The organism is Streptococcus mitis subsp. hohhotensis (genome assembly GCF_000722775.1).
GTDB lineage: Bacteria > Bacillota > Bacilli > Lactobacillales > Streptococcaceae > Streptococcus > Streptococcus carlssonii.
On record NZ_JPFZ01000009.1, the window covers coordinates 471,448 to 491,429 of the forward strand.

Below are 19,982 nucleotides of genomic sequence, written 5' to 3' on the forward strand. Positions count from 1 at the left end.
AGAAATTAATTAAAGAATAATGAATATTATTTATATGAAAAACAGGTACAACTCTATAGTTAAACACAAGTTATAATAGTAAATAGATTAACTGGATGTGTCTTTCTATTTTAAAAGATATATTCACTTCTTGGGATAAAAAAGTAAAAAATTACCGGATCATTTGATTCTTTAAATGTATTTTTGCTTTTTTCATTCAAAAAATTTTACTTTAAGGATAAAATAGAGATAGGAGTCATTGCTTTTGTATTTCTCTTTTTGAAAATGGTATAATATAGTGAGAAGGATAGAGGAGAAGTGTAAATTGATCGCACAACTAGATACAAAAACAGTCTATAGTTTTATGGAGAGCGTCATTTCGATCGAAAAGTATGTGAGAGTAGCTAAAGAATACGGCTACACTCATCTGGCTATGATGGATATTGATAATCTTTATGGTGCTTTTGACTTTCTAGAGGTTACAAAAAAATATGGCATTCATCCTTTATTAGGGCTTGAAATGAATGTGCTTGTGGATGCTCAGGAAGTGAATCTGCGCTTTTTAGCTCTATCTAGTGTGGGCTATCAGCAGTTGATGAAGCTTTCAACAGCCAAGATGCAGGGGGAGAAAAGTTGGTCAGTCTTGTCCCAGTACCTGGAGGATATCGCGGTAATTGTGCCTTATTTTGAAGAGCTTGAATCACTAAATCTAGGCTGTGATTACTATATAGGAGTTTATCCGGAAACAATAGCAAGCGAATTTCACCATCCAATCTTGCCCCTTTATCGGGTCAATGCCTTTGAAAGTAGGGATAGAGAAGTTCTGCAAGTCTTAACAGCGATTAAAGAAAATCTACCGCTCAGAGAAGTCCCTTTACGCTCGCGACAAGATGTTTTTATATCAGCAAGTTCTTTAGAGAAACTATTCCAAGAACGTTTTCCTCAAGCCTTGGAAAACTTAGAAAAGCTGATTTCAGGCATTTCTTATGATTTGGACACTAGTCTGAAACTGCCTCGTTTTAACCCAGCTAGACCAGCAGTAGAAGAGTTGAGAGAACGCGCTGAGCTTGGGCTTGCTCAGAAGGGGTTGTCTAGTAAAGAATATCAAGATCGACTAGACCAAGAATTGGCTGTTATTCATGATATGGGCTTTGATGATTATTTTTTGGTTGTCTGGGATTTGCTGCGTTTTGGACGTTCGAATGGCTACTATATGGGAATGGGACGGGGTTCTGCAGTAGGCAGCTTGGTTTCTTATGCCTTAGATATCACAGGGATTGACCCAGTAGAGAAAAATCTGATTTTTGAACGTTTCCTCAATCGTGAACGCTATACTATGCCTGATATTGATATTGATATCCCAGATATTTATCGTCCAGATTTTATCAGGTATGTTGGCAATAAATATGGAAGTAAACATGCTGCTCAAATCGTTACTTTTTCAACCTTTGGAGCCAAGCAAGCTCTACGAGATGTCTTGAAACGCTTTGGTGTTCCTGAGTATGAATTATCTGCAATTACCAAGAAAATCAGTTTTCGTGATAATCTCAAGTCAGCTTATGAGGGCAATCTCCAATTTCGTCAGCAAATCAATAGTAAGTTAGAATACCAAAAAGCCTTTGAAATTGCCTGCAAGATCGAGGGTTATCCAAGACAAACCTCTGTCCATGCAGCTGGTGTTGTCATTAGTGACCAAGACTTGACCAACTACATCCCTCTAAAGCATGGTGACGAAATCCCACTGACTCAGTATGATGCTCATGGTGTTGAAGCAAGTGGGCTTTTGAAGATGGACTTTCTGGGACTACGAAATTTGACCTTTGTCCAGAAGATGCAAGAATTGCTTGCTGAAACAGAAGGTGTTCACCTTAAAATCGAAGAAATAGATTTGGAAGACAAAGAAACTCTAGCTCTTTTTGCTTCTGGAAATACAAAAGGTATCTTTCAATTTGAGCAACCTGGTGCTATTCGTCTGCTTAAGCGTGTCCAACCAGTCTGCTTTGAAGATGTCGTAGCGACTACTTCTCTAAATAGACCAGGTGCTAGTGACTATATCAATAATTTTGTGGCAAGAAAGCATGAACAGGAAGAAGTGACTGTTCTGGATCCTGCTCTGGAGGATATTTTGGCTCCAACCTACGGCATCATGCTCTATCAGGAACAGGTTATGCAGGTAGCTCAGCGATTTGCTGGATTTAGTCTTGGGAAAGCCGATATTTTGCGTCGGGCTATGGGGAAAAAGGATGCTTCAGCCATGCATGAGATGAGGGCTTCCTTTATCCAAGGAGCATTAGAAGCTGGCCATACTGCGGAAAAAGCAGAGCAGGTTTTTGATGTCATGGAGAAGTTTGCAGGTTATGGATTTAACAGATCTCACGCCTATGCATACTCAGCCTTGGCCTTCCAGTTGGCCTATTTCAAAACACATTATCCAGCCATTTTTTATCAGGTCATGTTGAATTTTTCCAACAGTGATTACCTAACAGATGCTCTTGAAGCAGGCTTTGAAGTAGCGCCTCTGTCAATTAACACCATTCCCTATCACGATAAAATTGCCAACAAGTCTATCTATCTAGGTTTGAAATCGATTAAGGGAGTCAGCAAAGATTTGGCGCTTTGGATCATTGAAAATAGACCTTATTCTAACATTGAAGATTTTATAGCTAAATTACCTGAGAATTATCTGAAACTTCCTCTGCTAGAACCTTTGGTAAAAGTTGGCCTTTTCGATTCATTTGAAAGAAATCGTCAAAAAGTATTCAATAATTTAGCTAATCTATTTGAATTTGTGAAAGAGTTAGGAAGCTTGTTCGGTGATACGATATATAGTTGGCAGGAATCGGAAGATTGGACGGAACAAGAAAAATTCTATATGGAACAAGAGCTTTTAGGAGTAGGAGTTAGCAAACATCCCCTACAAGCTATTGCAAGTAAGGCTATTTATCCGATTACACCAATCGGAAATTTGTCAGAAAATAGTCACTCCATTATCTTGGTAGAAATTCAAAAAATTAAAACCATTCGCACCAAAAAGGGTGAAAATATGGCCTTTTTACAGGTAGATGACAGTAAGAAAAAATTGGATGTCACACTCTTTTCAGACTTATATCGTCAGGTTGGGCAGGAAATAAAAGAGGGAGCCTTCTACTATATAAAAGGAAAAATCCAGTCACGTGATGGCCGTCTGCAAATGATTGCACAAGAAATAAGAGAAGCAGTTGCTGAACGCTTTTGGATACAGGTAAAAAATCATGAATCGGATCAAGAAATTTCACGTATTTTAGAACAATTTAAAGGTCCAATCCCAGTCATCGTCAGGTATGAAGAGGAACAGAAAACAATCGTTTCCCCTCATCATTTTGTAGCTAAATCCAATGAATTAGAAGCGAAGTTGAATGAAATCGTTATGAAAACGATTTATCGCTAAAAATACGGAAAATAGAAGAATTTTAAAATCAAATGTGGTATAATCAATAAGAATGTTAAAAGAAAAAGGAGCATAACCAATATGAAACGTATTGCTGTTTTGACTAGTGGTGGAGACGCCCCTGGTATGAACGCTGCTATCCGCGCAGTTGTTCGTCAAGCAATTTCAGAAGGAATGGAAGTGTTTGGTATCTATGACGGATATGCTGGTATGGTTGCCGGTGAAATTCATCCCCTAGATGCAGCTTCAGTAGGAGACATCATTTCTCGTGGTGGTACTTTCCTTCACTCAGCTCGTTACCCAGAGTTCGCTCAACTTGAAGGGCAACTTAAAGGGATTGAGCAATTGAAAAAACACGGAATTGAAGGTGTAGTTGTTATCGGTGGTGACGGATCTTACCACGGCGCTATGCGTTTGACTGAACATGGCTTCCCAGCTATCGGTCTTCCAGGTACAATCGATAACGATATCGTTGGTACTGACTTTACAATCGGTTTTGACACAGCGGTTACAACTGCTATGGATGCTATCGATAAGATTCGTGATACATCATCAAGTCACCGTCGTACTTTTGTTATTGAAGTTATGGGACGTAACGCTGGTGATATCGCTCTTTGGGCTGGTATTGCAACTGGTGCTGATGAAATCATCATTCCTGAAGAAGGATTCAAGATTGAAGATATCGTAGAAAGCATTAAATGTGGTTATGAGTGTGGTAAAAAACACAATATCATCGTCTTGGCAGAAGGTGTGATGTCAGCAGCTGAATTTGGTAAAAAACTAAAAGAAGCTGGGGATACAAGCGACCTTCGTGTGACAGAACTTGGACATATTCAACGTGGTGGTTCTCCAACTGCGCGTGACCGTGTATTGGCGTCACGTATGGGTGCGCATGCTGTTAAACTTCTTAAAGAAGGTATCGGTGGTGTTGCGGTTGGTATCCGTAACGAAAAAATGGTTGAAAACCCAATTCTTGGTACTGCAGAAGAAGGAGCATTGTTTAGCCTTACTGCAGAAGGTAAGATTGTAGTTAACAACCCACACAAAGCCGACATTGAGCTATCTAGCTTGAATAAGAGCTTGTCATAATTTACAATTTAGTTAATAAGACCAAAAAGGTCATATATATAAAGGAGTCACAAAAATCATGAACAAACGTGTAAAAATCGTTGCAACTTTGGGTCCTGCGGTAGAAATCCGTGGTGGTAAAAAATTCGGTGAGGACGGATACTGGGGTGAAAAACTTGATGTTGAAGCTTCAGCTAAAAACATTGCTAAATTGATTGAAGCTGGTGCTAACACATTCCGTTTCAACTTCTCACACGGTGACCATCAAGAACAAGGTGAGCGTATGGCAACTGTTAAACTTGCTGAAAAACTTGCAGGTAAAAAAGTTGGTTTCCTTCTTGATACAAAAGGACCAGAAATCCGTACAGAATTGTTCGAAGGTGAAGCTAAAGAGTATTCATATAAAACTGGTGAGAAAATCCGTGTTGCAACTAAACAAGGAATCAAATCAACTCGTGAAGTGATTGCATTGAACGTTGCTGGTGCTCTTGATATCTATGATGATGTTGAAGTTGGTCGTCAAGTTTTGGTTGACGATGGTAAACTTGGTCTTCGTGTGGTTGCTAAAGATGATGCAACTCGTGAATTTGAAGTTGAAGTTGAAAACGATGGTATCATCGCTAAACAAAAAGGTGTGAACATTCCTAACACTAAAATTCCTTTCCCAGCTCTTGCTGAACGCGATAACGACGATATCCGTTTCGGTCTTGAACAAGGTATCAACTTCATCGCGATTTCATTCGTACGTACTGCAAAAGATGTGAACGAAGTTCGTGCAATCTGTGAAGAAACTGGAAACGGACATGTTCAATTGTTCGCTAAAATCGAAAACCAACAAGGTATCGATAACTTGGATGAAATCATCGAAGCTGCTGATGGTATCATGATCGCTCGTGGTGACATGGGTATCGAAGTACCATTCGAAATGGTTCCAGTTTACCAAAAAATGATCATCACTAAAGTCAATGCTGCAGGTAAAGTTGTTATCACTGCAACAAACATGCTTGAAACAATGACTGAAAAACCACGTGCAACTCGTTCAGAAGTATCAGACGTATTTAACGCTGTTATTGACGGAACTGACGCAACAATGCTTTCAGGTGAGTCTGCAAATGGTAAATACCCACTTGAGTCAGTAACTACAATGGCTACAATCGATAAGAACGCTCAAACTCTTCTTAACGAATACGGACGTTTGAACTCAGATTCATTCGAACGTAACTCTAAGACAGAAGTAATGGCTTCAGCTGTTAAAGATGCTACTAACTCAATGGACATTAAATTGGTTGTAACTCTTACTAAGACAGGTCACACTGCACGTTTGATCTCTAAATACCGTCCAAATGCTGACATCTTGGCATTGACATTCGACGAATTGACAGAACGTGGATTGATGTTGAACTGGGGTGTTATCCCAATGTTGACAGATGCTCCATCTTCAACTGACGATATGTTCGAAATTGCTGAACGTAAAGCAGTTGAAGCAGGTCTAGTAGAATCTGGTGACGATATCGTTATTGTTGCTGGTGTACCAGTTGGAGAAGCTGTTCGTACAAACACAATGCGTATCCGTACAGTACGTTAATTAATAGAAAAATAGCCTATCGTATCAAGCTGTCTAGCCTGTATGATGGGCTTTTTTGTATATGGGAAAAGTTTTCTACTTTTGATTTAATGTAACTGTAGCTAGAGAGTAAATCGTTGCTTGTTCCATACTTTTTGTGATGTGAGTATAAATCCGATTGGTAGTCTTTTTATCTTCATGCCCAAGCCATGACATGATAACTTTTAAAGGGATGTTGTTTTTTGAACGAAAATTTCATAAAATGTTTAGTTCTTATAGTGGATTGCAGCTAGAATAGTACGCCGTGGCTACTAAAACATTTCTAGAAATTAATTTGTTCATATCTTATTTCAATCTACTATAATACAGAAAAAAACAACTCCTTGATGATTCAAGGAGTTGTCTATAGTTAAATTAGTTTTTAGAAGCTTCTTGGAATTCTGGATTTTTCCATGCTTCGTCAATGATAGCTTGCAATTCTTTAGCAGATGCTTGCATTTTTTGAGTTTCTGCGTCGTTCAATGGGATATTTACTGGACGAACGATACCATGTGCACCAACAACAGCTGGTTGACCGATAAAGACGTTCTCAACTCCGTATTGACCTTCTTGGAATACTGAAAGTGGAAGTACTGCATTTTCGTCGTCAAGGATTGCTTTAGTGATACGAGCAAGGGCTACTGCGATACCGTAGTATGTTGCACCTTTTTTGTTGATGATTGTGTAGGCTGCATCACGAACACCTTCGAACAATTCAATCAATTCAGCTTCTTGAACATTTTGAGTGTCTTTAAGGAATTCTTCAAGGTTTACACCAGCGATGTTTGCGTGTGACCAAACAGCGAATTCAGAATCACCGTGTTCACCCATGATGTAAGCGTGAACTGAACGAGCATCTACATCCAATTTTTCAGCAAGTGCTTGACGGAAACGAGCTGAGTCAAGCGAAGTACCTGAACCGATAACGCGTTCTTTAGGGAAACCAGAGAATTTCCAAGTTGAGTAAGTCAAAACGTCAACTGGGTTAGCAGCAACAAGGAAGATACCTTTGAAACCGGATTCAACAACTTGAGTTACGATTGATTTGTTGATAGCAAGGTTTTTACCTACAAGGTCAAGACGAGTTTCACCTGGTTTTTGAGGCGCACCTGCAGTGATCACAACAAGGTCAGCGTCTGCACAGTCAGAGTATTGAGCTGCATAGATTTTTTTAGGTGAAGTGAAGGCAAGGGCGTGACTAAGGTCAAGCGCGTCACCAACAGCTTTTTCATGCAATTGTGGAATTTCGATAATTCCAAGCTCTTGTGCAATTCCTTGGTTAACAAGTGCAAAAGCGTAAGATGAACCTACAGCACCATCTCCGACAAGGATAACTTTTTTGTGTTGTTTAGTTGAAGTCATTGTTCTAAACATCTCCTTAATTTTATTCAGGGATTTCCCCAGTTATTTTAATTCTATCACTTTTAAAAAGCTTTGTCACGAATATGCCTTGGAGTTCTTGATGTAAACGTTTTAGCTAATTTGGATACCTGAAATATGGCGGACATTATGGTATAATATTATTAATTACTAATAGTGAAATGAGGCATTTATTAATGCAGGATAGAAATTTAGTGAATGTCAATCTGACAAAGGAGATGAAGACGAGCTTTATCGATTACGCCATGAGTGTTATCGTAGCGCGGGCTCTTCCTGATGTTCGAGATGGCTTGAAACCTGTTCACCGTCGGATTCTCTATGGAATGAATGAATTGGGTGTTACTCCAGACAAACCCCATAAAAAATCTGCTCGTATTACAGGGGACGTCATGGGTAAATACCACCCACACGGGGATTCCTCTATCTATGAAGCAATGGTCCGCATGGCTCAATGGTGGAGCTACCGTTACATGCTTGTAGATGGGCATGGAAACTTTGGTTCCATGGATGGAGATGGTGCTGCCGCCCAGCGTTACACTGAGGCACGTATGAGCAAGATTGCTCTAGAAATGCTTCGAGATATCAATAAGAATACGGTTGATTTCGTTGATAACTATGATGCTAATGAACGTGAACCCTTGGTCTTGCCAGCTCGTTTTCCAAATCTTTTAGTTAATGGAGCAACTGGTATTGCCGTTGGGATGGCGACCAATATTCCCCCTCATAACTTGGGTGAAACCATTGATGCAGTGAAGTTGGTCATGGACAATCCTGAAGTGACTACCAAGGACTTGATGGAAGTCTTGCCTGGTCCAGATTTTCCAACAGGTGCCCTTGTCATGGGGAAATCAGGCATTCATAAGGCTTATGAAACAGGTAAAGGTTCTATTGTCCTTCGTTCTCGTACTGAAATTGAAGAAACTAAGACTGGCCGTGAGCGCATCGTTGTGACGGAATTTCCTTACATGGTCAATAAAACCAAGGTGCATGAGCATATTGTTCGTTTGGTTCAGGAAAAACGGATTGAGGGCATCACAGCGGTTCGTGATGAGTCAAACCGCGAAGGGGTTCGTTTCGTGATCGAGGTCAAGCGCGATGCTTCAGCCAATGTTATCCTCAATAACCTCTTCAAGATGACCCAGATGCAAACCAACTTTGGTTTTAATATGTTGGCGATTCAAAATGGGGTGCCGAAGATTTTATCTCTTCGTCAGATTTTGGATGCTTATATTGAGCACCAAAAAGAAGTGGTTGTTCGTCGTACTCGTTTTGATAAGGAAAAAGCGGAAGCGCGTGCTCATATCTTAGAAGGTCTCTTGATTGCGCTAGACCATATCGACGAAGTGATTCGTATCATCCGTGCTAGTGAAACGGATGCTGAAGCACAAGCTGAGTTGATGAGCAAGTTTAAGCTTTCTGAACGTCAAAGTCAGGCCATCCTTGATATGCGTCTCCGTCGTTTGACAGGTTTGGAACGCGATAAGATTCAGTCTGAGTATGATGACCTCTTGGCTCTGATTGCGGATTTAGCAGATATTCTTGCTAAACCAGAACGTGTTTCTCAAATCATCAAAGATGAATTAGATGAAGTCAAGCGTAAGTTTGGTGACCAACGTCGTACTGAATTGATGGTCGGTGAAGTCTTGAGTCTTGAAGATGAGGATTTGATTGAAGAATCGGATGTCTTGATTACGCTTTCTAACAAGGGATACATCAAACGTCTGGACCAAGCTGAGTTTACTGTTCAAAAACGTGGTGGCCGCGGTGTTCAAGGGACAGGTGTTAAGGATGACGATTTTGTCCGAGAGTTAGTGTCAACTAGCACTCATGATCATTTACTCTTCTTCACAAATAAAGGACGTGTCTATCGCCTGAAAGGTTATGAAATTCCTGAGTATGGTCGGACAGCCAAAGGGCTACCAGTAGTCAATCTCTTGAAATTGGATGAAGGTGAAAGTATTCAGACTATTATCAATGTTGAGTCTGAACGCAGTGATGACGCTTACCTCTTCTTCACAACCCGTCATGGTATTGTAAAGAGAACCAGCGTTAAGGAATTTGCTAATATTCGTCAAAATGGACTTAAGGCATTGAACCTCAAAGATGAAGATGAGTTGATTAATGTCTTGTTGACGGAAGAAAATACGGATATTATCATTGGTACCAAGTTTGGGTATGCAGTTCGCTTTAATCAATCAGCCGTTCGCGGCATGAGTCGTATCGCCACAGGTGTGAAAGGTGTTAATCTCCGTGAGGGAGACACAGTAGTTGGTGCTAGCGTAATTACTGATCAAGATGAGGTTCTTATCATTACTGAAAAAGGATATGGTAAGCGTACAGTTGCGACTGAATATCCAACAAAAGGTCGTGGTGGTAAAGGGATGAAGACGGCTAATGTAGCTGAAAAAAATGGTCCTCTATCAGGTCTCTTGACTGTGAAAGGTGATGAAGACTTGATGATTATCACTGATACAGGTGTCATGATTCGAACCAATGTTGCCAATATTTCACAAACAGGACGCTCAACTATGGGAGTTAAAGTAATGCGTCTGGATCAAGATGCTAAAATTGTAACCTTTACTACGGTTGCAGCGGCAGAAAAAGAAGAAGTTGGGACAGAAAACGAAACAGAAGGTGAAGCATAATGTCTCAAAAAAATAATAAAAAGAAAAACAAACGGAAAAATCTGCTGACAAATGTCCTGGCAGGATTTCTGATACTACTATCAATTGCTTTGATTTTTAATGCTAAAATTCGTGATATTTTCATAGTTTGGAATACCAATAAGTACCAAGTTAGTCAGGTATCAAAAGAAAAAATAGAAGAAAATCAGGATACAGAAGGAAATTTTGATTTTGATTCTGTCAATGCTATCTCTTCGGAAGCTGTTCTAGCTTCTCAATGGGATGCTCAAAAATTACCAGTTATCGGCGGAATTGCAGTTCCTGAATTAGAAATGAATCTGCCAATTTTTAAAGGGCTTGATAATGTCAATCTCTTCTATGGTGCTGGTACCATGAAACGCGATCAAGTGATGGGGAAAGGAAATTATAGTCTAGCTAGTCATCATATTTTTGGTGTCAATAATGCTAATAAAATGTTATTTTCTCCTTTAGATAACGCTAAAAATGGTATGAAGATTTATCTAACCGATAAAAATAAAGTTTATACTTATGAAATACGTGAAGTCAAACGTGTTACACCGGATCGTGTTGATGAAGTTGATGATAGAGATGGGGTCAATGAGATTACATTAGTAACCTGTGAAGACCTTGCTGCCACAGAACGTATTATTGTAAAAGGCGATTTGAAAGAAACAAAAGAATATTCACAAACATCTGATGAAATCCTAACAGCTTTCAATCAACCATACAAACAATTTTATTAATACAAATCAGTGAAATCTTGGATTTCACTGATTTTTTAAGCTTTTCATAAGAATAAACTTTTATGAAATACAGAAAACGCTTCCTTAATTTTAACGTTTGTGATATAATTATCAGGTAAAAAATTTTTAGGAGTTTATTATGGTTTCTTCAGAATTTATCTCAAAGATTGAATTTGCTTGCAAGAAGAAAGAAAGTCTTTATAGTCAAAGCAAATTTAAGTATGCGATTCGTTCTATGTTCGCAGGTGCATTTTTAACCTTCAGTACTGCTGCAGGTGCAGTTGGGGCTGACTTGATTAATAAAATTGCACCAGGTAGTGGACGCTTCCTCTTCCCATTTGTCTTTGCTTGGGGATTGGCCTACATTGTTTTCTTGAATGCCGAGTTGGTAACATCAAACATGATGTTCTTGACTGCTGGTAGTTTCTTGAAAAAAATCTCTTGGAGAAAGACAGCTGAGATTTTACTTTACTGTACCTTGTTCAACCTTATTGGAGCCTTGATAGCAGGTTGGGGATTTGCTCATTCGGCAGCTTATGCACATCTGACACACGATAGTTTCATTTCAGGGGTTGTTGAGATGAAGTTAGGCCGTTCAAATGAATTAATCTTACTTGAGGCGATTTTGGCAAATATTTTCGTAAATATTGCGATTCTTTCATTTGTTTTGGTCAAAGATGGTGGTGCCAAACTTTGGCTTGTGTTGTCAGCGATTTACATGTTTGTATTCTTAACAAACGAGCACATTGCGGCGAACTTTGCTTCTTTCGCGATTGTAAAATTCAGTGTTGCTGCTGACTCAATTGCTAACTTCGGTGTTGGAAATATGCTTCGCCACTGGGGTGTAACCTTCGTTGGAAACTTGATTGGTGGAGGTCTTTTGATGGGTCTTCCATATGCCTTCCTCAATAAAAACGAAGACACTTATGTAGATTAAGAAAATGAGCACGATTGATTCGTGCTTTTTTCGATTTTGTAAGAAGTAATAGTCGCTCCTTATATCAAAATATAGAAAAGAGGTATTAGTCAAGATAGGCCGATAGTGCTAGAATATCCTTAATCAAACTATTTGGAGGTCGTTTTATGACTCGTGATTTTAAATTTGAAACTCTGCAACTACATGCTGGTCAAGTTGTGGATCCAGCTACCAAGTCTCGTGCAGTGCCGATTTATCAAACAACATCCTTTGTTTTTGATGATACGCAGGAAGGTGCCGATTTGTTTGCCTTGAGAAAACCAGGGAACATTTATACTCGTATCACCAACCCTACAACAGCTGCCTTTGAAGAAAGAATTGCTGCTCTTGAAGGTGGTGTTGGAGCTCTTGCAACCGCATCAGGTATGGCTGCAGTGACTTATACGATTTTGGCTCTTGCCCATGCTGGTGACCATGTTGTAGCAGCATCAACTATTTACGGTGGGACTTTCAATCTCTTGAAAGAAACCCTTCCTCGTTATGGGATAACAACAACCTTTGTCGATGTGGATAATTTGGAGGAAGTAGAAGCAGCTATTAATGACAATACCAAGCTTGTTCTGATTGAAACTTTGGGTAATCCTTTGATTAACATTCCTGACTTGGAAAAATTAGCTGAGATCGCGCATAGACACCAGATTCCACTCGTTTCTGACAATACTTTTGCCACACCTTACTTGATTAACGTCTTCTCTCACGGCGTAGATATTGCCATTCACTCTGCGACTAAGTTTATCGGTGGGCATGGTACGACTATTGGTGGAGTGATTGTCGATAGCGGTCGTTTTGACTGGGCGGCTTCAGGTAAATTCCCTCAATTTGTTGAGGAAGACCCAAGCTACCACAATTTGAGCTATACTCGTGATGTGGGTGTAGCAGCCTTTATTATCGCTGTCCGTGTTCAATTGCTTCGTGATACAGGTGCAGCCTTGTCACCATTTAATGCCTTCCTCTTGCTCCAAGGACTTGAAACCCTTTCTCTTCGTGTCGAACGTCATGTGCAAAATGCTGAGAAAATTGTTGATTTCCTTGTCAACCATCCTAAGGTAGAAAAAGTCAACTATCCAAAACTTGCTGATAGTCCCTACCATGCCTTGGCTGAGAAATATTTGCCAAAAGGTGTGGGCTCAATCTTTACCTTCCATGTCAAAGGTGGGGAGGCAGAAGCACGCAAGGTAATTGATAATTTGGAAATCTTTTCTGACCTAGCAAACGTGGCAGATGCTAAATCGCTTGTTGTTCATCCAGCTACAACCACTCACGGTCAATTGTCAGAAAAAGACCTTGAAGCAGCAGGAGTCACACCAAACCAAATCCGCTTGTCAATCGGACTTGAAAATGTAGAGGATTTGATTGAAGACTTGCGCTTGGCCTTGGAAAAAATTTAAAGAAAAAGAAGATAAACAGTGGGTTTCGACTCGCTGTTTTTGATTTTCCCTTAGGCATGATATAATGGTTACAGAAGTCTAGAAAGAGGAACGATATGAACGAAATCAAATGCCCCAACTGTGGGGAAGTCTTTACAGTAAATGAAAGTCAGTATGCTGAACTTTTGTCCCAAGTGAGAACAGCAGAGTTTGATAAGGAACTACACGATCGCATGATGCAGGAACTGGCTTTGGCAGAGCAAAAGGCCATGAATGAGCAACAGTCTAAACTAGCTCAAAAAGACCAAGAAATTGCTCAATTACAGAGTCAAATCCAAAATTTTGATACAGAAAAAGAATTGGCCAAGAAAGAGGTTGAACAGGCAAGTCATGAGGCCTTATTGGCTAAGGACAAGGAAGTACAGGCCTTGGAAAACCAATTGGCAACCTTGCGTTTAGAGCATGAAAATCAACTGCAAAAGACTCTTTCTGACCTTGAAAAAGAACGCGATCAGGTTAAAAACCAACTGCTTTTGCAGGAAAAGGAAAATGAATTATCTTTGGCTTCTGTTAAGCAAAACTATGAAGCCCAGCTCAAGGCAGCTAGTGAACAAGTCGAATTTTACAAGAATTTCAAGGCTCAACAATCTACAAAAGCCATCGGGGAAAGTCTGGAACAGTATGCAGAGAGTGAGTTTAACAAGGTCCGCAGTTTTGCCTTTCCAAATGCTTACTTTGAAAAGGATAACAAGGTTTCTGCGCGTGGGTCTAAGGGGGACTTTATCTTCCGTGAGTGTGATGAAAATGGAGTCGAAATCATTTCTATCATGTTTGAGATGAAAAATGAAGCAGATGGAACAGAGAAGAAGCATAAGAATGCAGATTTTTACAAGGAATTGGACAAGGACCGTCGGGAGAAGAACTGTGAATATGCGGTTTTGGTAACCATGCTTGAGGCCGATAATGATTACTTTAACACAGGGATTGTAGACGTCAGCCACGAGTACGAAAAGATGTATGTGGTTCGTCCTCAATTCTTTATTCAGTTGATTGGGCTTTTGCGAAATGCGGCGCTTAATTCCCTAAAATACAAGCAGGAGTTGGCCTTAGTTCGCGAGCAAAATATCGACATTACGCATTTTGAGGAAGACTTGGATGCCTTTAAGCTAGCTTTTGCTAAAAACTATAATTCAGCTTCGACCAACTTTGGCAAAGCTATCGATGAAATCGACAAGGCCATCAAACGCATGGAAGAGGTCAAGAAGTTCCTAACCACATCCGAAAACCAACTCCGTCTTGCAAATAACAAATTGGAGGATGTATCCGTAAAAAAATTGACCCGAAAAAATCCAACCATGAAAGCGAAGTTTGAAGCATTGAAGGGGGAGTGAGAAAGCAAAAATGAACGGTATTATTAACTTAAAAAAAGAAGCAGGGATGACCTCGCATGATGCGGTTTTTAAACTGCGTAAGATTTTGGGAACTAAGAAGATTGGTCATGGTGGGACCTTGGATCCGGATGTGGTGGGTGTTTTGCCGATTGCAGTTGGTAAGGCGACACGAATGGTCGAGTTTATGCAGGATGAGGGCAAGGTCTATGAGGGTGAAATCACTCTTGGCTATTCCACGACGACTGAGGATGCCAGTGGGGAAGTGGTCGCAGAGACACCTATTTTGTCGCACTTGGATGAAAAGCTTGTCGATGAAGCGATTGCTAGCTTGACTGGACCTATTACTCAGATTCCCCCTATGTATTCGGCTGTTAAGGTCAATGGTCGTAAGCTCTATGAGTATGCGCGTGCTGGTCAGGAAGTGGAGCGTCCAGAACGTCAGGTGACTATTTATAGCTTTGAGCGGACAAGTCCGATTTCTTATGAGGGCGAACTTGCACGCTTTACTTTCCAGGTGAAATGTAGCAAGGGGACTTATATCCGTACATTATCAGTTGACTTGGGAGAAAAACTTGGCTATGCTGCCCATATGTCACATTTGACACGGATTAGTGCAGCTGGTTTGCAGTTAGAAGATGCTCTTACCTTAGAAGAAATTGCTGAAAAAGTAGAGGCTGGTCAACTGGACTTTCTCTATCCTCTAGAGATTGGGACAGGAGACCTCGTCAAAGTTTTCCTAACTCCAGAAGAGGCTACAGAAGTACGCTTTGGTCGTTTTATAGAGCTCGAACAAACAGAACAAGAATTAGCTGCCTTTGAAGATGATAAATTGCTAGCCATTCTAGAAAAACGAGGAAATCTCTACAAGCCAAGAAAGGTTTTTATCTAATCTAACTGGAGTGCGGGGATGGAATTCTTCCCCTTGACTATCTAAATCAGACTATAAATTTTGTAAAAAATGTGATAGAATAGACGACGGATAAAAAAACGGAGGATAGCATGCAAAATAGACCAATCATTATCGGAGTGACAGGTGGTTCTGGTGGTGGTAAGACCAGTGTTTCAAGAGCCATTTTATCGCACTTCCCTGATGAAAAGATTTCCATGATTGAACATGATTCATACTACAAGGATCAGTCTCATTTGACCTTTGAAGAGCGTGTCAAAACCAACTATGACCATCCTTTTGCTTTTGATACAGACTTGATGATCGAGCAGATTAAGGAATTGTTGGCAGGGCGTCCGGTGGACATCCCGACTTATGACTATACAGAGCATACACGAAGCAGCAAGACCTATCGTCAGGAACCTCAAGATGTCTTTATCGTTGAGGGGATTTTGGTCTTGGAGGACAAGCGCCTGCGCGATTTGATGGATATCAAGATTTTTGTGGATACGGATGACGATGTGCGCATTATTCGTCGTATCAAGCGTGATATGGAAGAGCGTGGCCGTAGCCTTGATAGCGTTATTGACCAGTACTTAGGTGTGGTTAAACCAATGTACCACCAGTTTATCGAGCCGACTAAGCGTTATGCGGATATCGTCATTCCTGAGGGAGTCAGCAATACAGTGGCTATCGACCTGTTGACAACCAAGATTGCAAAGATTTTGGAAGAAGCTCGAAACAGCAAATAATCAGATGTGGAGGCTTTGCCTCCTTTTTCTATTTTTCTCTCATAATGGTACATAAATGGAGATTTTTAGGCATATTTTTGGTATAATAATACCCATGAAAGAGCAAGAAAATGAATAGTAGGTGGAGATGGAAAAGTATTTATCGGTAACAACTTTGACCAAGTATCTGAAAATGAAATTCGATAAAGACCCTTACTTGGAACGGGTCTATTTAACTGGTCAAGTTTCCAACTTTCGTAAACGACCTACTCACCAATATTTCTCCCTAAAAGATGACCATGCAGTTATTCAAGCGACTATTTGGTCTGGGGTTTATCAGAAATTAGGTTTCGACCTAGAAGAAGGAATGAAAATCAATGTGATTGGGCGTGTGCAGGTCTATGAACCAAGTGGTAGCTACTCCATCATCATTGAAAAGGCTGAGCCTGATGGGGTTGGGGCGCTTGCGATTCAGTTTGAACAACTCAAGAAAAAATTGACAGAAGAAGGCCTGTTTCAAGAACGCTTCAAGCAAGCTCTGCCCCAATTTTCTAAGAGAATTGGTGTAGTAACCAGTCGCAGTGGAGCCGTGATTCGAGATATTATCACGACCGTCAGCAGGCGATTCCCAGGTGTCGATATCCTGCTTTATCCAACTAAGGTGCAAGGTGAAGGGGCAGCAGAAGAAATTGCTCGAAATATTGCGCGTGCTAATCAACGGGACGATTTGGACTTGCTGATTATTGGTCGTGGTGGGGGTTCTATCGAGGATCTCTGGGCCTTTAACGAGGAAATTGTGGTACGAGCTATTTTTGAATCTCGTTTACCAGTTATCTCTAGTGTGGGGCATGAGACGGATGTGACCTTGGCAGATTTTGTGGCAGATCGCCGCGCTGCCACACCAACAGCAGCGGCTGAACTGGCAACACCTGTGACCAAGTTGGATCTATTAGCTCATTTGCAAAATCAAGAAAAACGGATGGCAACAGCAGTCCGAAATGTCCTATCGAAGAAACAAGAAGCTTTGAAAAAATGCAGTCAGTCTGTTATCTTTAGACAGCCAGAGCGTTTGTATGATGGCTATTTGCAACGCTTGGACCAACTGCAACTGCGATTAAAACAAAGTTTGCGAACACGGATTTCTGATAACAAACAAGTCGTCCAAGCAAGGACTCATCAACTGGTCCAATTATCACCCGTTACCAAAATTCAACGTTATCAAGACCGTCTAGGCCAGTTGGATAAGCTCCTCCGTAGCCAAATGGCTTTGGTTTATGATGCCAAGGTTGCTGAGGTGAAAAGACTTTCAGAAGCCTTGTTGATGTTGGATACCAGTCGAATCGTGGCGCGTGGTTATGCTATTGTCAAAAAAGAAGAGTCCGTTGTAGATTCAGTTGAGAGTTTGAAGAAAAAAGACCAAGTGACGCTTTTGATGCGAGATGGTCAAGTAGAATTAGAGGTTAAAGATGTCAAAACAAAAGAAATTTGAGGAAAATCTAGCAGAACTGGAAACCATTGTTCAAAGTTTGGAAAATGGTGAAATTGCTCTGGAAGATGCGATTGCTGCCTTTCAGAAGGGAATGGTCTTGTCAAAAGAGCTCCAAGCGACGCTGGACAAGGCTGAGAAGACCTTGGTCAAGGTCATGCAAGAAGACGGAACAGAAAGTGATTTTGAATGAAAAAGCAAGAAAAATTAGCTCTTGTCGAGTCGGCTTTGGAAGACTTTTATGGAGACCACCAGTTTGCCTCTAGTTTGCGAGAGTCTGTTCTCTATTCTATTCATGCTGGTGGCAAGCGTATTCGGCCTTTTCTCTTGTTAGAAGTTTTGGAAGCCTTGCATATTGCCATCAAACCTGCTCACGCGCAGGTGGCTGCGGCCTTGGAAATGATTCATACAGGGAGCTTGATTCACGATGATCTTCCGGCTATGGATGATGATGATTACCGTCGGGGACACTTGACCAACCACAAGAAATTTGGTGAAGCTATGGCAATTTTGGCTGGAGATGCTTTATTCCTAGATCCTTACGCCTTGATAGCGCAGGCAGGTTTGCCAAGTCAGATTAAGGTAGACTTGATTGCCAACTTATCCCTAGCGTCAGGTAGTCTGGGCATGGTAGCAGGGCAGGTTTTGGACATGGAAGGCGAACACCAGCATTTGTCTTTGGAAGAACTCCAGACCATTCATGCCAATAAGACTGGGAAACTACTAGCCTATCCCTTCCAGGCAGCTGCTATTATAGCTGAATTGGCTCCTGAAATACAAGCAAAACTGAAAACTGTTGGTGAATTGATTGGATTGGCCTTTCAAGTCAGAGACGATGTGCTTGATGTGACAGCTAGTTTTGAGGAAATCGGCAAGACGCCACAAAAGGACCTGCAGGCTGAAAAGTCAACCTATCCAGCCTTGTTAGGCTTGGAAGAGGCTATTGCCTTTTGTAACCAAACACTGGATCAAGCTAATGCCAAATTAGAAGACATTGCCCAGCAGATTCCCTTTGAAACAGAATCGATTGTAAAAGTAGTAGAAAGTTTGAGAATCAATGGCTAAGGAAAGAGTGGATGTACTAGCTTATAAACAGGGCTTGTTTGAAACGCGAGAGCAGGCCAAGCGCGGTGTCATGGCTGGCCTAGTCGTAGCAGTCCTGAATGGAGAACGGTTTGACAAGCCAGGAGAGAAAATTCCAGATGACACCGAGCTGAAACTCAAGGGTGAAAAACTCAAATATGTTAGTCGTGGTGGCTTGAAACTGGAAAAGGCCTTGCAGGTCTTTGATTTGTCAGTAGAAGGGGCAACAACGATTGATATCGGTGCTTCTACTGGAGGTTTTACCGATGTTATGCTGCAGAATGGTGCTGAACTTGTCTTTGCAGTTGATGTCGGTACCAATCAGTTGGCTTGGAAATTACGCCAAGACCCACGGGTTGTCAGCATGGAGCAGTTTAATTTCCGCTATGCTGAAAAGACTGATTTTGAGCAGGAACCGAGCTTTGCCAGTATTGACGTGAGTTTCATTTCCCTCAGCCTTATTTTACCGGCCTTGCACCGTGTCTTGACTAATCAAGGGCAGGTCGTGGCTTTGGTTAAGCCTCAGTTTGAAGCAGGACGTGAGCAGATTGGGAAAAATGGAATTATTCGCGATGCCAAGGTCCATCAACATGTCCTTGAATCTGTCACAACCATGGCAGTAGAGGAAGGCTTTTCAGTTCTTGGTTTGGACTTTTCTCCCATCCAAGGCGGTCATGGAAATATTGAGTTTTTAGCGTATTTGAAAAAAGAAGAGTCAGCAAGCAATCAGGTTCTTGCTGAGATTGAAGAAGTAGTAGAGAGGGCGCATAGTCAATTTAAAAATGAATAAAAAAGAGAGACTTGAAAAAATTAGACGATTTGTGACAGATTATCAAATCGGCACGCAAGAAGAAATTGTAGAACATTTGAAAGAGGCAGGCATCACTGCCACTCAGGCAACGGTATCCCGAGATATCAAAGAGCTAGGTATTGTCAAAATTCCTTTGAGAGACAACACCTATGTCTATGAATTGCCAAAATCAATCGTAAAAAGTTTGCAACTGGCTGAAGACAATATTGAGTCAGCTGAATTGATGGATAAGATGATCAATCTCCAAGTTATCCCAGGAAATACAGCTTTTGTAAAAGCTCAGTTAACCGAGACTTTTGCGGATAAGATTTTTAGCTGTTTAGCTGATGATAGCTCGATTTTAGTCATTGCCAGAAGTGAAAATCTAGCTGAGGAAATCTTTGAACAAGTAAAAAATTGGTAGGTC

At 40.9% G+C, this 19,982-nt stretch carries 16 protein-coding genes; 15 read left to right on the plus strand and 1 reads right to left on the minus strand.

Annotated features, from left to right (window positions below; translation table 11 throughout):
• The first annotated feature begins 304 nt into the window (after nt 1-304).
• The 3 genes from SK608_RS05015 (at nt 305) to pyk (ending at nt 6,059) form a co-directional block, all read left to right on the plus strand.
• Entirely contained in the window at nt 305-3,406 is a 3,102-nt protein-coding gene (locus SK608_RS05015; protein WP_033677030.1) for a DNA polymerase III subunit alpha, read from the plus strand.
• A gap of 81 nt (nt 3,407-3,487) precedes the next feature.
• Nucleotides 3,488-4,495: a 6-phosphofructokinase gene (gene pfkA, locus SK608_RS05020; RefSeq protein WP_000820862.1), complete on the plus strand. Its 1,008-nt coding sequence runs from the start codon at nt 3,488-3,490 to the stop codon at nt 4,493-4,495.
• Nucleotides 4,496-4,553: 58 nt separating this feature from the next.
• A complete protein-coding gene (gene pyk, locus SK608_RS05025) occupies nt 4,554-6,059 on the plus strand; it encodes a pyruvate kinase (RefSeq protein WP_001042818.1) in 1,506 nt (501 codons plus the stop codon).
• Nucleotides 6,060-6,452: 393 nt separating this feature from the next.
• Here pyk and SK608_RS05030 read toward each other — a convergent pair whose 3' ends face one another.
• The gene (locus SK608_RS05030; RefSeq protein WP_000204727.1) at nt 6,453-7,439 is read right to left on the minus strand and encodes an L-lactate dehydrogenase; all 987 of its coding nucleotides are present in this window, start codon (nt 7,437-7,439) and stop codon (nt 6,453-6,455) included.
• Between the two features lie 194 nt (nt 7,440-7,633).
• Here SK608_RS05030 and gyrA point away from each other — a divergent pair, with 194 nt between their 5' ends.
• The 12 genes from gyrA to SK608_RS05090 all read left to right on the plus strand — a co-directional run bounded on the left by gyrA (nt 7,634) and on the right by SK608_RS05090 (nt 19,979).
• Complete coding sequence (gene gyrA / locus SK608_RS05035) at nt 7,634-10,102, plus strand: DNA gyrase subunit A (protein ID WP_033677035.1); 2,469 nt, start codon at nt 7,634-7,636, stop codon at nt 10,100-10,102.
• On the plus strand, nt 10,102-10,845 hold the full coding sequence (gene srtA / locus SK608_RS05040) for a sortase SrtA (RefSeq protein WP_033677039.1): 744 nt from the start codon (nt 10,102-10,104) through the stop codon (nt 10,843-10,845). The genes gyrA and srtA overlap by 1 nt, the downstream gene beginning before the upstream one ends.
• A 139-nt stretch (nt 10,846-10,984) precedes the next feature.
• Nucleotides 10,985-11,782: a formate/nitrite transporter family protein gene (locus SK608_RS05045; protein WP_033677042.1), complete on the plus strand. Its 798-nt coding sequence runs from the start codon at nt 10,985-10,987 to the stop codon at nt 11,780-11,782.
• Between the two features lie 146 nt (nt 11,783-11,928).
• Nucleotides 11,929-13,209 (plus strand): O-acetylhomoserine aminocarboxypropyltransferase/cysteine synthase family protein, encoded by a 1,281-nt coding sequence (locus tag SK608_RS05050; protein ID WP_033677044.1) that lies wholly within the window; start codon nt 11,929-11,931, stop codon nt 13,207-13,209.
• A 95-nt stretch (nt 13,210-13,304) separates the two neighbouring features.
• Nucleotides 13,305-14,579, plus strand: a complete 1,275-nt coding sequence (locus SK608_RS05055; RefSeq protein ID WP_033677046.1) for a DUF2130 domain-containing protein — start codon at nt 13,305-13,307, stop codon at nt 14,577-14,579.
• Between the two features lie 10 nt (nt 14,580-14,589).
• Entirely contained in the window at nt 14,590-15,468 is an 879-nt protein-coding gene (gene truB, locus SK608_RS05060; protein ID WP_033677048.1) for a tRNA pseudouridine(55) synthase TruB, read from the plus strand.
• Between the two features lie 110 nt (nt 15,469-15,578).
• Complete coding sequence (gene udk / locus SK608_RS05065) at nt 15,579-16,217, plus strand: uridine kinase (RefSeq protein ID WP_001181376.1); 639 nt, start codon at nt 15,579-15,581, stop codon at nt 16,215-16,217.
• Between the two features lie 127 nt (nt 16,218-16,344).
• Entirely contained in the window at nt 16,345-17,685 is a 1,341-nt protein-coding gene (xseA, locus tag SK608_RS05070) for an exodeoxyribonuclease VII large subunit (RefSeq protein WP_033677050.1), read from the plus strand.
• On the plus strand, nt 17,663-17,875 hold the full coding sequence (locus SK608_RS05075; RefSeq protein ID WP_000043226.1) for an exodeoxyribonuclease VII small subunit: 213 nt from the start codon (nt 17,663-17,665) through the stop codon (nt 17,873-17,875). The genes xseA and SK608_RS05075 overlap by 23 nt, the downstream gene beginning before the upstream one ends.
• Nucleotides 17,872-18,747, plus strand: coding sequence for a polyprenyl synthetase family protein (locus SK608_RS05080; protein WP_033677052.1), 876 nt, complete (start codon nt 17,872-17,874; stop codon nt 18,745-18,747). Before SK608_RS05075 ends, SK608_RS05080 begins: the two co-directional genes overlap by 4 nt.
• Nucleotides 18,740-19,555, plus strand: a complete 816-nt coding sequence (locus tag SK608_RS05085) for a TlyA family RNA methyltransferase (protein WP_033677054.1) — start codon at nt 18,740-18,742, stop codon at nt 19,553-19,555. The genes SK608_RS05080 and SK608_RS05085 overlap by 8 nt, the downstream gene beginning before the upstream one ends.
• Nucleotides 19,548-19,979, plus strand: coding sequence for an arginine repressor (locus SK608_RS05090; protein WP_033677056.1), 432 nt, complete (start codon nt 19,548-19,550; stop codon nt 19,977-19,979). Before SK608_RS05085 ends, SK608_RS05090 begins: the two co-directional genes overlap by 8 nt.
• Nucleotides 19,980-19,982: the final 3 nt, after the last annotated feature.

Excerpts from the sequence above, each read along its gene's own strand:
- pfkA (WP_000820862.1), top strand. The coding sequence starts at position 3,488 with ATGAAACGTATTGCTGTTTTGACTAGTGGTGGAGACGCCCCTGGTATG.
- pyk (WP_001042818.1), top strand. The coding sequence starts at position 4,554 with ATGAACAAACGTGTAAAAATCGTTGCAACTTTGGGTCCTGCGGTAGAA.
- SK608_RS05030 (WP_000204727.1), bottom strand. The coding sequence starts at position 7,439 with ATGACTTCAACTAAACAACACAAAAAAGTTATCCTTGTCGGAGATGGT.
- gyrA (WP_033677035.1), top strand. The coding sequence starts at position 7,634 with ATGCAGGATAGAAATTTAGTGAATGTCAATCTGACAAAGGAGATGAAG.
- srtA (WP_033677039.1), top strand. The coding sequence starts at position 10,102 with ATGTCTCAAAAAAATAATAAAAAGAAAAACAAACGGAAAAATCTGCTG.
- SK608_RS05045 (WP_033677042.1), top strand. The coding sequence starts at position 10,985 with ATGGTTTCTTCAGAATTTATCTCAAAGATTGAATTTGCTTGCAAGAAG.
- SK608_RS05050 (WP_033677044.1), top strand. The coding sequence starts at position 11,929 with ATGACTCGTGATTTTAAATTTGAAACTCTGCAACTACATGCTGGTCAA.
- SK608_RS05055 (WP_033677046.1), top strand. The coding sequence starts at position 13,305 with ATGAACGAAATCAAATGCCCCAACTGTGGGGAAGTCTTTACAGTAAAT.
- truB (WP_033677048.1), top strand. The coding sequence starts at position 14,590 with ATGAACGGTATTATTAACTTAAAAAAAGAAGCAGGGATGACCTCGCAT.
- udk (WP_001181376.1), top strand. The coding sequence starts at position 15,579 with ATGCAAAATAGACCAATCATTATCGGAGTGACAGGTGGTTCTGGTGGT.
- xseA (WP_033677050.1), top strand. The coding sequence starts at position 16,345 with ATGGAAAAGTATTTATCGGTAACAACTTTGACCAAGTATCTGAAAATG.
- SK608_RS05075 (WP_000043226.1), top strand. The coding sequence starts at position 17,663 with ATGTCAAAACAAAAGAAATTTGAGGAAAATCTAGCAGAACTGGAAACC.
- SK608_RS05080 (WP_033677052.1), top strand. The coding sequence starts at position 17,872 with ATGAAAAAGCAAGAAAAATTAGCTCTTGTCGAGTCGGCTTTGGAAGAC.
- SK608_RS05085 (WP_033677054.1), top strand. The coding sequence starts at position 18,740 with ATGGCTAAGGAAAGAGTGGATGTACTAGCTTATAAACAGGGCTTGTTT.
- SK608_RS05090 (WP_033677056.1), top strand. The coding sequence starts at position 19,548 with ATGAATAAAAAAGAGAGACTTGAAAAAATTAGACGATTTGTGACAGAT.